12 protein-coding genes are annotated in these 12,138 nt (G+C 59.5%); 7 read left to right on the top strand and 5 right to left on the bottom strand.

Annotated features, from left to right (window positions below; all coding sequences use genetic code 11):
- Nucleotides 1-3 precede the first annotated feature (3 nt).
- Nucleotides 4-957, top strand: coding sequence for a protein translocase subunit SecF (gene secF / locus AAGF34_RS09370; RefSeq protein WP_342620347.1), 954 nt, complete (start codon nt 4-6; stop codon nt 955-957).
- A 13-nt stretch (nt 958-970) separates the two neighbouring features.
- Nucleotides 971-3,388, top strand: a complete 2,418-nt coding sequence (locus AAGF34_RS09375; RefSeq protein WP_342620348.1) for a DUF1631 family protein — start codon at nt 971-973, stop codon at nt 3,386-3,388.
- 18 nt (nt 3,389-3,406) lie between these two features.
- On the opposite strand, the gene AAGF34_RS09380 is transcribed toward AAGF34_RS09375, so the two are convergent.
- The 3 genes from AAGF34_RS09380 to AAGF34_RS09390 form a co-directional block, all read right to left on the bottom strand.
- Entirely contained in the window at nt 3,407-3,874 is a 468-nt protein-coding gene (locus tag AAGF34_RS09380) for a DUF494 domain-containing protein (RefSeq protein WP_342620349.1), read from the bottom strand.
- Nucleotides 3,875-3,964: 90 nt separating this feature from the next.
- Complete coding sequence (dprA, locus tag AAGF34_RS09385) at nt 3,965-5,104, bottom strand: DNA-processing protein DprA (RefSeq protein ID WP_342620350.1); 1,140 nt, start codon at nt 5,102-5,104, stop codon at nt 3,965-3,967.
- A 33-nt stretch (nt 5,105-5,137) separates the two neighbouring features.
- On the bottom strand, nt 5,138-6,337 hold the full coding sequence (locus AAGF34_RS09390; protein WP_342620351.1) for a LysM peptidoglycan-binding domain-containing protein: 1,200 nt from the start codon (nt 6,335-6,337) through the stop codon (nt 5,138-5,140).
- A 158-nt stretch (nt 6,338-6,495) separates the two neighbouring features.
- Here AAGF34_RS09390 and def point away from each other — a divergent pair, with 158 nt between their 5' ends.
- The 5 genes from def to AAGF34_RS09415 all read left to right on the top strand — a co-directional run bounded on the left by def (nt 6,496) and on the right by AAGF34_RS09415 (nt 10,440).
- The gene (gene def, locus AAGF34_RS09395; RefSeq protein ID WP_342620352.1) at nt 6,496-7,005 is read left to right on the top strand and encodes a peptide deformylase; all 510 of its coding nucleotides are present in this window, start codon (nt 6,496-6,498) and stop codon (nt 7,003-7,005) included.
- Between the two features lie 20 nt (nt 7,006-7,025).
- Nucleotides 7,026-8,036: a methionyl-tRNA formyltransferase gene (gene fmt, locus AAGF34_RS09400; RefSeq protein ID WP_342621068.1), complete on the top strand. Its 1,011-nt coding sequence runs from the start codon at nt 7,026-7,028 to the stop codon at nt 8,034-8,036.
- Nucleotides 8,036-8,779 carry an AzlC family ABC transporter permease gene (locus AAGF34_RS09405; protein ID WP_342620353.1) on the top strand — a complete coding sequence of 248 codons (744 nt, stop codon included), beginning with the start codon at nt 8,036-8,038 and terminating at the stop codon, nt 8,777-8,779. Before fmt ends, AAGF34_RS09405 begins: the two co-directional genes overlap by 1 nt.
- Before the next feature lie 2 nt (nt 8,780-8,781).
- Entirely contained in the window at nt 8,782-9,141 is a 360-nt protein-coding gene (locus AAGF34_RS09410) for an AzlD domain-containing protein (protein WP_342620354.1), read from the top strand.
- 105 nt (nt 9,142-9,246) lie between these two features.
- Nucleotides 9,247-10,440: a phosphoglycerate kinase gene (locus tag AAGF34_RS09415; protein ID WP_342620355.1), complete on the top strand. Its 1,194-nt coding sequence runs from the start codon at nt 9,247-9,249 to the stop codon at nt 10,438-10,440.
- A 19-nt stretch (nt 10,441-10,459) separates the two neighbouring features.
- Here AAGF34_RS09415 and AAGF34_RS09420 read toward each other — a convergent pair whose 3' ends face one another.
- Together AAGF34_RS09420 and AAGF34_RS09425 are read right to left on the bottom strand one after the other, a co-directional pair.
- Entirely contained in the window at nt 10,460-11,398 is a 939-nt protein-coding gene (locus AAGF34_RS09420; RefSeq protein WP_342620356.1) for a diguanylate cyclase, read from the bottom strand.
- A 27-nt stretch (nt 11,399-11,425) separates the two neighbouring features.
- The gene (locus AAGF34_RS09425; RefSeq protein WP_342620357.1) at nt 11,426-12,082 is read right to left on the bottom strand and encodes an Hpt domain-containing protein; all 657 of its coding nucleotides are present in this window, start codon (nt 12,080-12,082) and stop codon (nt 11,426-11,428) included.
- Nucleotides 12,083-12,138: the final 56 nt, after the last annotated feature.

The raw sequence follows: 12,138 nt of genomic DNA on the forward strand, positions 1-12,138 counted from the left end.
GACATGGAATTTTTCAAAATCCGCCGTGACATTCCCTTCATGCGGAATGCACTGCTGTTCAACGCGATTTCGGCCCTGACTTTTGTGGCGGCTGTCTTCTTCCTGTTCTCCCGCGGTCTGCATCTGTCGGTGGAGTTCACCGGTGGCACGCTGATGGAGGTGAGCTACTCCCAGCCCGCTGACCTGAATGCCATCCGCTCCGCCGTCGACGCGCTGGGCATCCAGGACGTGCAGGTGCAAAACTTCGGTACCGCGCAGGACGTGCTGATCCGCATGCCGGTGCAAAAGGGCAGCAACTCGGCACAGCAAAGTGAGAAGGTCCTGACCGCGCTCAAGGCGGGCGATGCCAGCGCGACCCTGCGCCGAACCGAGTTTGTCGGACCCCAGGTAGGCGACGAACTGGCGGCAGATGGTCTCAAGGCCCTGGCCTGCGTGGTGGCCGGCATCATGATTTATCTGGCCATCCGCTTTGAGTGGAAGTTTGCGGTTGCGGCCATCATCGCCAACTTGCATGACGTGGTCATCATTCTGGGCTTTTTCGCCTTCTTCCAGTGGGAGTTCTCGCTGCCCGTTCTGGCGGCGGTGCTGGCTGTGCTGGGTTACTCGGTGAACGAGTCGGTGGTGATCTTTGACCGGATTCGTGAGAACTTCCGGCGCTACCGCAAGATGAACACGGTCGAGATCATCGACAACGCCATTACCTCCACCATCAGCCGCACCATCATCACCCACGGCTGTACCCAGCTGATGGTGCTGTCCATGCTGTTGTTTGGTGGGGCCACTTTGCATTACTTTGCACTGGCCTTGACCATCGGCATTTTGTTCGGCATCTATTCCTCGGTGTTTGTGGCGGCAGCCATTGCCATGTGGCTTGGCATCAAGCGCGAAGACCTAATCAAGGGCACGGTCAAAAAAGATGAAGACCCGAATGACCCCAACGCAGGTGCCACGGTTTAATATCTAGCCAGATATGGCAACCACACCCAAGTCAGCATCCCGTTTGCAGTTCGCCAGGAGCTTGCGAGAGCGCTTTCTGGCTGATGTCAGCGGGGCAATGGAGGAAATTGCAGCAGCCGTGCAGGTGCGACTCACCGAGTTGGTGGATGAGCCCTGTGCACCCAAGGAAGTGCAGCCCCGCCGCGATGCCTGGATGGCCTACAAGGATGCGCGCCAGGTTTGGGTTGATCGGACCATTGCGGAGTGGAAGTCCTGCCTGGAACCGGTCAAGACCAAGAAGGATTCGACGCGCTTGGACACTTCCGCCATGACCTTGGTGGGCACCGACGAGGTGGAAAACAAGATCGTGGCTTCGCGCCTGGTGCTGGCAGTCAACGACAAGGTGATCTCCGAACTGGACGACTTGCGGGTACGTATCAAATACCTAGAAGATATTGAGGACTTGGCTGACCGCGATCTGTTCAGGCCGGAAGTTCTGGTATTGCTGCTGGTCGAGCAATGGCCCAAGTCGGGGATGTCATCCGATAACTGGGGCATGGTCAGCGAAGTGGTGCAGCGTGGCCTGATAACGGCCATGAAAGCAGCCTACAAGGCGGTCAATGACGAGTTGGTCAGCAGGGGCGTATTGCCAGTAATTGAACTCAAGGACCGGGTCAAGGCGCCACGTGCCCTGCGTGGTGGTGTTCAACGTCCGGCTTTCCGTGCGCCAGGGCCACCGCAGCCACAGTCGCCGGTGACCGGCTCGGATTCCGTTGTGCCACGTTATGGTGATGCCGCCAGTGGACACGAGGGCGGAGCGACTCCCCGCAGTTCGGGTGCCGGTGGATTCTTTTCTGGTAGTACGCCGTTCTGGAAGCAATCCGCGCCCACGGAACCTATGGGATCCGATGCAGGATATTCCGCAACTGAAGAAGCGCGCATATTGTCTGCCGGCACTCCATTGGCGCGTGCCAGAGTCCGTGCCCAAGGTGTTCTGAGTCAGCTGAAACGTATCTTTGTCAGCCACGCAGTGGATGACTTTGCCACCACCGAGCTGCACCGGCCATCCCACGCGCTGACCGAGGCCATCTCACCACAGGTGGTTGCCGCGCGTTATGCCGCAGGCGGCACCCTGTACGAAGACTTTAGCCCGGCGGGTGTGGCCCGCGTGGCCGTGGACTTGCGGGAAAAGACGGCCGAGCTCAAGCAAAAGGCTGAAACCAAGAGCGAAAAAGCCACCATTGAAATCGTGGCCCTGATGTTCCAGGCCATACTGGCGGAAGAGCGTATTCCACCGGGAGTCCGAGTCTGGTTTGCGCGTCTGCAGATGCCGGTCTTGCGGGTGGCTCTGGAGGATTCTGAATTCCTCAGCACCACGGATCATCCGGCGCGCCTGTTGATCGACCGCATGGGTTCCTGCGTCATGGGCTTTGACGGCACAGGTGTGCAAACTGCTGCTATGGAAACCGAGGTCAAGCGCATCGTTCAGGTCATCGAGCAATATCCGGAGACTGGCAAAAAGGTTTACCAGATCGTCTACGAAGAGTTTCAGAAGTTCCTCTCCAAGTTCCTGACCGAAAAGGGCACCACCCAAAAAGTGGTCAGTGTCGCGCAGCAGGTGGAGCAAAAGGAAACGTTGGCAATCCAGTACACCATTGAAATCCGGGACATGCTCAAGGATTTGCCGGTGCGCGATGAAATTCGCGATTTCCTGTTCAAGGTCTGGTCCGAAGTGCTGGCCGTGTCTGCCATCCGCAAGGGCGCCAAGCATGCGGATACGCAGACCCTCAAGAAATGCGCGTCCGAGTTGGTGTGGGCGGCCAGTGCCAAGCCCAACCGGACGGATCGTGCCAAGGTGATTCAGGAGTTGCCCAATCTGCTGCTGCGCTTGCGTGCCGGCATGACTTTGCTGGCGATGGCGCCGAGTGAGCAGGAGCGGCATGTCAAGAAGATCAGCGACACGTTGGCAGATGCCTTCTTGTCCAAGACGCAAGCCATTCCGCAAGCCAAAATCGATGCCATGGCACAGCGCCTGAGCAATCTCGAGGACTTTGTCAGCGATGACGTCATGGGCGACCTGCCGCTGGATTCCGAGAGTCTGGAGATGATGCTGGGGATAGAGGCCGCCGCGATAGAGGTGGTGTCCGGCGGTGGCGCCAAGCCCACGGCAGCCATGCTGGCCTGGGCGGCGGAGTTGCAGCTGGGTTCGTGGTTCACTCTGGATCACAACAACCAGGTGACACAGGTGCAGTTTGCCTGGCGCAGTGAGCGCAAGCACCTGAACCTGTTTGCCGCCACATCCGGCAAGAGCTTCCTGATTCAAGGCGGACGCCTTGCTGCCTATTTGCAGGCTGGTCTGCTGAAGCCGCAGGAAGAAGAGGCACTGACGGTACGCGCTACGCGCGACGCACTGGCCAAACTCGAAGCCAACCCCGAGCGTCTGTTGGCTTAGTAGCTAAGCGCTTCTAGATCAGTGTGATACGCGCGCGCTGGCGTTGTCACAGAGCTCATCCAGCACCAGCGCATCGGGCTCCTGACCAAAACGCCAGTACACCATCAATACGATGAGTTTGAGGTCGTCTAGCGACACCGGTCCGCCTGGTGCGGCCATGGCACGGTCAATGACGACTTCGCGCAATTCGGCCGACATCTTTCCGGCGTTTTCCATGAAATGCAGAAAACCCATGGCGGCCACGCCCAGGTGGTTTTGTTCGTGACGAGGATAGATGCGTGTACTGCCTGCTTCAGGCTGTATCAACCATGGGGTGGGCGGTGAGGGGCGGACTGCGCCATCAAGACCCTTGAGCCAGGTAATTGCTTCGCCAATTTCGTCGGATTCAAAGCCCACCGCGCTGAGCTTGCGCTTCAGGTGTGCGGGTTCCGGACAGGATTCACCCGGGTCGTAGTTCTCGTAAACAAACGCTAGGACTTCAAACATGGAGGGGACTATAGCGCGTAATAAATGCCCCTTGGCCGTTGGCCGGACTTCCCCCCTTTTTCTTGCGTTCAGACCAATACGGCAACGCCTTCAGGCCTGGACCAAGCGCTGGTAGAGCCCGCCCGGCAGGCGGGCCACCATACCTTCCAGTTCCAGCGTCATCAGTTCCGCCAACAGCGAGGGAGTGGGCAGGCCGGTTCGCGCCTGCAAGGCATCCAGACTGCAGGCATCGAAACCCAGGGCCTGCAACAGTGCGGATTCGCTCCCCTGCTCCCGCACGGTCTGATGCCCGATAGGGATGTTTGCGGGCTGAGTCATCTCCAGCACCAGCTCATCCAGAACATCCTGCGCACTTTCGACCAATTTGGCGCCCTCCTTGATGAGGGCGTGGCAGCCGCGTGACTGGGTTGCGTGGATGGAGCCAGGTATGGCGAACACGTCACGGCCCTGTTCCACGGCCAGTCGGGCAGTGATCAACGAACCGGACTTCAAGGCGGCCTCCACCACCAGCGTGCCTTGCGAAAGACCCGAGATGATGCGATTGCGCTGCGGAAAATTGGGCGCCAGAGGGCCAGTACCGAGGGCAAATTCGCTCAGTATCACGCCACGCTGGGCAATGCGATGTGCCAGATCGCGGTGTTGCCTGGGATAGACCCGGTCCAGGCCGGTGCCCACCACCGCAATGGTGGCCAGCCCGTCTGAAGCAGCCCCTTCTAGCGCACCCTCATGCGCAGCGCCGTCCACGCCAAGTGCCATACCGGAGACGATGGTGAGGCCCGCGCCTGCCAGCGCTGACGCAAACTGCCGAGCGTTGGCAGCACCCTGCGGTGTGGGGTTGCGACTGCCCACGACGGCCAGACAGGTTCCTGTGTTCAGCAGGTTGTCATCCCAGGCTTCAGGTCGACCCACCGCATACAGCAGCAAGGGAGGGTCTTCAATGTCCAGCAACCGTTGGGGAAACAGCGGGTCACCCAGGCAGAGCACACGCCGCATGTGAGGATCAGCGTTCAGCCATGCCCAGGTGACATCCAGTTGCGATGTTAGGTCGTGTGGCTCGGTCGACAAAGCATGGACTTGGGCCGGGCTGAGCAGTTCAGCCAAGACAGCCGGGGATTGCTCCAACACCGTTGCGGGCAGGCCAAAGGCCGTCAGCAACTTGCGCGCCGTGCCTCTGCCGATGCCAGGAGTCAGTAAAAGCCGCAGCCAGGCGGCAAGTTCGTAGTGATTCATGGGCCGCATTGTGCCCATGTGCAAAATTAAAAACTAGCGGGGAGACGCCAACCGGTCACCCACCCGCACGCCGTCGGTAATATCCAGAATCAGCGCGTAGGACAGGTGGTCAAAGGTCCGGAACACCATCATCAGACCGTTGCGCTCATCGGGCAGCTTGAGCAGAGGACGGGCCTCGTCCTGCTTGTCGATGATGCGTGCACCGTTCTTGAGGATGGCGAGCACCGTGCCGCTGTCCACCCCGTCGAGTTTGCCCTTGTTGATGACTACCACCTGGTTCTGGGCAGCGTTTTCCACGGCGCTGCCATAGACCGAGACGATGCGTCCGGTAAGGGCACCTTGCGGCGCGTGCGGGGTGTAGGTGCGGATATCGCGCGGCGGTTCGGGCAGCAGGCGGTCTCCTACCCGTATCTCTTCCTTGGCACTGATGATGTCAATGCGCGCAGGAACGATGGCAGTGCTGACTTTCCCGCTGGCATCCACCTCTTCCGATGTGGTCTCGCTGCTCTTGAGTTTTGCCTTGCCAGCGTAAATGGCCTCATAACCCAGCACTGCGCCGGTTTCCGGATCTTTCAGGGGGGTCGCGGTACGGAACACCCGGAAGATCTTCTCGGATTGCTGGTCGTCCAGCAGCGGCATGCCATTTTGTCCGCGTGCATAAGCCCGGTCACCACGGGTCAGCAGTACGCGGCCCTCCTGGGCCGACACGATCCGCGGCGCAGCGGCAAACTCGAGCGCATCCACAATGATGGGCTCGGCAAGGAACGGTTCGATCACGCTGGGTCGCAAGGTCGGCAGCGCGCTATCAGGCAGCGCCTCCAGGCGATTCCGCGGTGAAACCCGTACGGTATTGATGTCTGCCGGTACCAGCCCACCGTCATCGATGCGCAAGGTGGCGCGCCCATCCGCGCGTTCCAGCACCAGAACCTGACCGGGGTAGATACGGTGCGGATTCTTGATCTGGTCCAGGTTCATGCCCCATAGCTCAGGCCAGCGCCACGGGCTCTTGAGGTACAGCTTGGAGATGTCCCACAGGGTGTCGCCACTCTTGATGGTGTAGCGGTCAGGGGCGTTGGGCGCCAGCTCACTCAGAGGGACGCCTTTTTGTGCGACTTGATTTGCTGTGGCCCTTTGGGCCGGGGTAATGGGGTAATTTTGTGCAAATGCTGGCGCAATCAATAGTGCGCTGGACAATGCAGTCAGGGCGGCCAGTGCCACTTTGGATTTCGCCATCAGGTGTATCGTCATATCGTGCAGCCGTCCCGGGGTTTGACTTGATAGTTTACGCACGATTTTGCGCTCAAGCCCTTGATTGGGCAACGTTTTTGGGTGTGCTGCCCAAACCGAATAGGCAAAAGTGGCGAAAATAGCGACATCTCTTCAGCAAAAACATGGCACTACTCCCGATTCTTTGTTATCCCGACCCCAAGCTATTCAAGGTCGCCAAGCCCGTCGCCTCCGTGGACGAGCGTATCCAGACGCTGGTTTCCGACATGCTGGAAACCATGTACGAAGCCAAGGGCATTGGCTTGGCTGCGACCCAGGTGAACGTGCATGAGCGCGTCATCGTTATCGACATTTCAGAGGAGCGCGACCAGCCACTGGTACTGATCAACCCCGAATTGACCTGGAAGAGCGAAGCCACCAAGCTCAACGAAGAAGGTTGCCTGTCGGTGCCCGGCATCTATGACGGAGTGGTTCGCCACGAGGCCGTGCACGTGCGGGCCTTGGACGAAAAAGGCCAGGAGCGCACCGTCGAAGCGGATGGCCTGCTGGCCATTTGCGTTCAGCATGAAATGGATCATTTGCTGGGCAAGGTGTTTGTGGAATACCTGTCTGTGCTCAAGCGCAACCGCATCAAGACCAAGATGCAGAAGCTGCAGCGCGAGGAAGCGCGTTGACTTCGTTGCCTACAACGCCCCTGAAAGTCATCTTTGCCGGTACGCCGGAATTTGCACGCACGGCTCTGGAGCGCATCCACGCCGCCGGTATGCAGGTGGTGCTGGTGCTGACCCAGCCAGACCGGCCGGCCGGGCGAGGCATGAAACTGCAGGCTTCCAGCGTCAAGCAATTTGCGGTGGCCCAGGGACTGCCGTTGGCGCAACCTCAGGGCTTGAAGCTCGACGGAAAATACGCGCAAGACGCCGCCGTTGCGCGAGCGATGATCGAAGCCTGCGACGCTGATGTGATGGTGGTGGCTGCCTACGGGCTGATCCTGCCCCAGTGGGTGCTGGACACTATGCAAACGCCTCTCGCGGATGGCCGCAAGCGCTTGGGATGCCTCAATATCCACGGTTCCCTCTTGCCACGTTGGCGCGGAGCTGCACCTGTTCACCGCGCCATTGAAGCCGGAGACAGCCAGACTGGCGTCACCATCATGCAAATGGATGCCGGGCTGGATACCGGTGACATGCTGCTGTGCCAGGCCATTGCCATCGAGGCGGACGACACGACCGCCACGCTGCACGATAAGGTGGCCACATTGGGCGCAGACATGATCGTGACCGCACTGCATGCGCTTGCCAAAGGCGAGCTGATGGCAACGCCCCAGCCGCAAGAGGGCGTGACTTACGCCCATAAGATCGAGAAGCACGAGGCAGTCATCGACTGGCGCGAAGATGCGCTCAGCATTTGCCGCCGGGTGCGGGCCTTCAATCCCTTTCCGGGTGCCAGTACGGTGCTGCAAGGGGAGACCGTCAAGGTCTGGCAGGCGGTGCCGGGCTCTGCACCTACGGATGCCCTCCCCGGAACCGTGGTGGCAGTGGACGCCTCTGGCATTACCGTTGCCACAGGACATGGTGCTGTGGTCATGCGGGAGCTGCAGCGGCCTGGGGGCAAGCGTTTGCCGGTTGATGCCTTTTTGCGCGGTTTTGATGTGCAAGCGGGGATGTGCTGCGAATCGGCTCCATCGACCAGAGACGCTGCACTCTGATGCAGACCATTCGCCAGATCGTCAGGAATACGGAGTTTCGCCAGGGCTTTGTGGAGATGGCGCAGGTCGCGCCGGGCATTGCCGCATGGGGGTTGATGACGGGTGTGGCCATGGTCAAGTCCGGATTGGGGACGGCTGAATCCTTGTTCATGGCCCTGACCGTGTTTGCCGGAAGTGCACAGCTCGCAGCCATTCCCCTGATGCTAGCGGGTGCGCCGATCTGGGTGATTCTGGCGACGGCGTTTTGCGTGAACCTTCGCTTTGTTGTGTTCAGCGCCCATATGCGCAGGTATGTCATGCATGTGCCATTCCTCAAGCGTCTCTTGTGCGGTTACCTCACCGGTGATCTGACTTACGTGCTGTTCGTCAAGCGTCACCCCGAACCGGCGACAGACGATGCAGGACGGGCCGGTCAAGTCGCCTACCTGCTGGGCAATGGCAGCATCAATTGGTTCAGCTGGACCGCCAGCAGTCTGGTAGGCGTGGTACTGGCCAACTTCATTCCCACTACCTGGGGATTGGGCTTTGCAGGCATTCTTGCCTTGGTCGGTATGACCTGTTCGCTTGCTTCGTCCCCTTTGCGTTGGATTGCCGGAGGTATTGCGGCAGCAGCCGGCGTGGCGGCCTTTACGCTGCCGCTCAAGCTGAATATTTTGGTGGCCATCGCGGCGGCCGTAGCTTTCAGTCTGATGCTGGAGCGCTCGCCCTGGGCGGGCCCTCTCACTGGCAAACCGGGTCGCTAGCCATGGGCACATTCATTGCTGACATCAACGGCTGGCATATGGTGACCATCGTGGCGCTAGTGGGTGTGTCAGTGCTGACGCGCTGCTTTTTCTTCATCTCAGAGAAGGAATGGCAGCTGCCACATTGGGCCGAGCGCGGCCTGCAGTACGCGCCCATTGCGGCATTGGGCGCGGTCATTGCACCCGAGATCGTCATGAGCCAGGGGCAGCTGATTCACACGTTGGAAGATGCGCGCCTGTTTGGCGCATTGGGTGGTCTGGTCTACTATTTTGCTCGTCGCGGGGGAGGCCAGGCGGTGCTCGGCACCATAGTCGCCGGCATGGCAGTTTATCTGCCGCTGCATATTGGTTTGGGCTGGTGACACCACCTCGGTTACAGACTGCGCCTTGATACTTGTCAGGCTCAGGACGTGTGCTGGCTTCTACAATCCGGCAAGCTTTATTGATCTTCCAACCAAGGTGAACCCATGAACGTAATCCGTTTTTCCGATTTGTGCGCCCAAGGCAAGGTGGCTGGCAAACGCGTGTTTATCCGCGCTGATTTGAATGTTCCACAAGATGATGCAGGCAACATCACCGAAGACACCCGCATTCGCGCCAGCGTTCCGTGCATTGAGTTGGCCCTGAAGGCCGGCGCTGCCGTCATGGTCACCTCCCATCTGGGGCGCCCCACGGAAGGAGCCTTCAAACCGGAAGATTCGCTGGCTCCGGTGGCCCGCCGCCTGGGTGAACTGCTGGGGCGTGAAGTGCCTTTGCTGTCCAACTGGGTGGACGGTGTGAGCGTGGCGCCCGGCTCACTGGTCATGCTGGAAAACTGCCGCGTCAACAAGGGCGAGAAGAAGAACGACGAGGCCTTGGCCCGCAAGATGGCGGCGTTGTGCGACATCTTCGTGCACGACGCGTTTGGTACCGCTCACCGCGCCGAAGCCAGCACCTACGGTATCGCCCAGTACGCCCCGATAGCCTGTGCGGGTCCGTTGCTGGCCGCTGAGATGGACGCCATTTCCAAGGCATTGCTGGCACCCAAGCGTCCCTTGGTCGCCATCGTGGCGGGCTCCAAGGTGTCGACCAAGCTCACCATTCTCAAGAGTCTGGCCGCCAATGTGGACCAGCTCATTGTGGGTGGCGGCATTGCCAATACTTTCATGCTGGCGTCGGGATTGAAGATCGGCAAGAGTCTGGCGGAACCCGATCTGCTGGCTGAAGCGACTGCCGTGATTGAAGCCATGCGCGCGCGTGGAGCCGCCGTGCCTATTCCTACCGATGTAGTAACGGCAAAGACCTTTTCTGCGGGCGCAATTGCGACCACCAAGCTGGCCACGGAAGTGGAGGACGATGACCTGATTCTGGACATCGGCCCTCAGACTGCGAAGGTACTGGCGGAGCAGCTCAAGGCCGCGGGCACCATCGTCTGGAATGGCCCCGTGGGCGTTTTTGAATTTGCTGCTTTCGAAGGTGGCACCCGCACCATTGCCCATGCCATCGCCGAGTCCAGCGCCTTCTCCATCGCGGGTGGTGGTGACACCCTGGCAGCGATTGCCAAGTACGGCATTGAAAAGCAGATTGGCTACATATCCACCGGTGGCGGTGCTTTCCTCGAAGTGCTCGAAGGCAAGACCCTGCCGGCGTTCGAGATTCTGAGCCGCCGCGCCGCGCAATAGGCGCAGTGGAAGGGGCGGCTCAGGTGGCCGTCTCCAGCACGCTGCTGCACACGCGGGCACGCCCCGTGTGCTTGGCCTCATACAGCATGATGTCGGCTAGGCCGATCAAGTCCGTTGCTTCGTTTCCCGCATTGCCGACACGCGTTGCCAGTCCCACACTGATGGTGATGACATCGGCGACGCTGGAGGTTGCGTGCGGTATGTTCAATTCCCGGATGCTGCGTTGCAGGCGGTCCGCAATGGCCAGAGCATCTTCATAGGAGGTTTCTGGAAGTATGCAGGCGAATTCTTCTCCGCCGAAGCGTGCAACCAGATCCGCGGGGCGCTTCAGGCTGATTTTGAGTGCATTGGCAACCTGTCGGAGCGCATCATCACCGGCTTGGTGGCCGTATTGGTCGTTGAACAGCTTGAAGAAGTCCACATCCAGAAGAATGAGCGACAGCGGTGAATTGCTGCGCACCGCACGTGCCCATTCCGTGAGAATTTGCTGGTCGAAGTAGCGCCGGTTGAACACACCAGTCAGACCATCCAGGAAGACCAGCCGACGCAACAGGTCGGATTGGAACTTGAGGGTCAGGTGAGTCTTGACCCGGGCCCGCACCACGTCCGGATTCACCGGTTTGGCAATGAAGTCCACCGCGCCCAGATTCAGGCCATGCGTCTCTTGCGCCGGATCGGTGTGGGCGGTCACAAAAATGATGGGTATGTGACTCGTGGTTTCGTCAGCCTTGAGCCGTTTGCAGACTTCAAATCCATCCAATCCGGGCATCACCACGTCCAGCAGAATCAGGTCCGGGGGATTGCCCTTGCACAGCTCCAGAGCCTGCTCGCCACTGGTGGCCATGAATACCTGATAGTCGCCAGCAAAGCACCGGTACATGACCTGGATGTTGATGGGCTGATCGTCCACGACCAGCAGCTTGGGCTTGCCGTGCGTGCTATCCAGTAACTTCGCCACAGAGGTCTCGATATCGTTCATGTTCTACTATGCGAGTGGGCTGCATTTGCGAATCAGTTCATCGCATTGAACCATAGCTTGTGAGAAATCAAAAGCCTTGAGCGATAGCTCGAGTTGTTTCAATGGCTCAGCCAAATCTGAGTAGGTTGTCTGCAGTGCAGAAAATCGGTCCAGGGCCGCCAGGTCGGATCGGGCCAGCAAGTGGCGCAAATCCCGCAAGTCGTTCAGAAGAGCGAGATCGTGTTGACCTTGCGCCGAGGACGAGGCATCCATTGCTGTCGGCTGGGCTTGCTGTTTCAGATAGGTCTCAAGTGCAGCAGCAGTTTGCTGCGTTCCCTCCTGCAGGGCGGAAGTCATCTTGCTGTGGGTTGCAGCGTCGAGTGTGCGGGACTCGGCGAGCAAGGTCTTGAGCTCGAGTTCGCAGCGTCTGCATATTTCTGAAAGTCTTTGTGCTCCTACCGTCAACGACAAGCCCTTGAAGGTATGCAATGTTCGCGTGGCTTCCGTCAGGTCGGTGCGAGCCAGGGCGGTTTCGAGTGATGCAAGCAGACCGGCAAGCTCGATCACGTAGGCTTGGGCTATTTCAAGGTACAGCTCCTCACTCTCGTCCATCAGGGTAATGGCGCCAGCGGTGTCCAGGACCGGCACAATATCCAGCCCGGTGGAAAAGGCATCGTTGCCCATTGGGGCAGGCTGGGGTGCAGAGGAGTGCATCAGATGGTAGTCTTGTGCTTGGATTG

This window comes from Rhodoferax sp. GW822-FHT02A01, from assembly GCF_038784515.1.
Classification (GTDB): domain Bacteria; phylum Pseudomonadota; class Gammaproteobacteria; order Burkholderiales; family Burkholderiaceae_C; genus Allorhodoferax.

Excerpts from the sequence above, each read along its gene's own strand:
- AAGF34_RS09410 (WP_342620354.1), top strand. The coding sequence starts at position 8,782 with ATGGGCACATTCATTGCTGACATCAACGGCTGGCATATGGTGACCATC.
- AAGF34_RS09380 (WP_342620349.1), bottom strand. The coding sequence starts at position 3,874 with ATGTTTGAAGTCCTAGCGTTTGTTTACGAGAACTACGACCCGGGTGAA.
- AAGF34_RS09415 (WP_342620355.1), top strand. The coding sequence starts at position 9,247 with ATGAACGTAATCCGTTTTTCCGATTTGTGCGCCCAAGGCAAGGTGGCT.
- def (WP_342620352.1), top strand. The coding sequence starts at position 6,496 with ATGGCACTACTCCCGATTCTTTGTTATCCCGACCCCAAGCTATTCAAG.
- AAGF34_RS09390 (WP_342620351.1), bottom strand. The coding sequence starts at position 6,337 with ATGGCGAAATCCAAAGTGGCACTGGCCGCCCTGACTGCATTGTCCAGC.
- AAGF34_RS09375 (WP_342620348.1), top strand. The coding sequence starts at position 971 with ATGGCAACCACACCCAAGTCAGCATCCCGTTTGCAGTTCGCCAGGAGC.
- AAGF34_RS09425 (WP_342620357.1), bottom strand. The coding sequence starts at position 12,082 with ATGGGCAACGATGCCTTTTCCACCGGGCTGGATATTGTGCCGGTCCTG.
- AAGF34_RS09405 (WP_342620353.1), top strand. The coding sequence starts at position 8,036 with ATGCAGACCATTCGCCAGATCGTCAGGAATACGGAGTTTCGCCAGGGC.
- secF (WP_342620347.1), top strand. The coding sequence starts at position 4 with ATGGAATTTTTCAAAATCCGCCGTGACATTCCCTTCATGCGGAATGCA.
- dprA (WP_342620350.1), bottom strand. The coding sequence starts at position 5,104 with ATGAATCACTACGAACTTGCCGCCTGGCTGCGGCTTTTACTGACTCCT.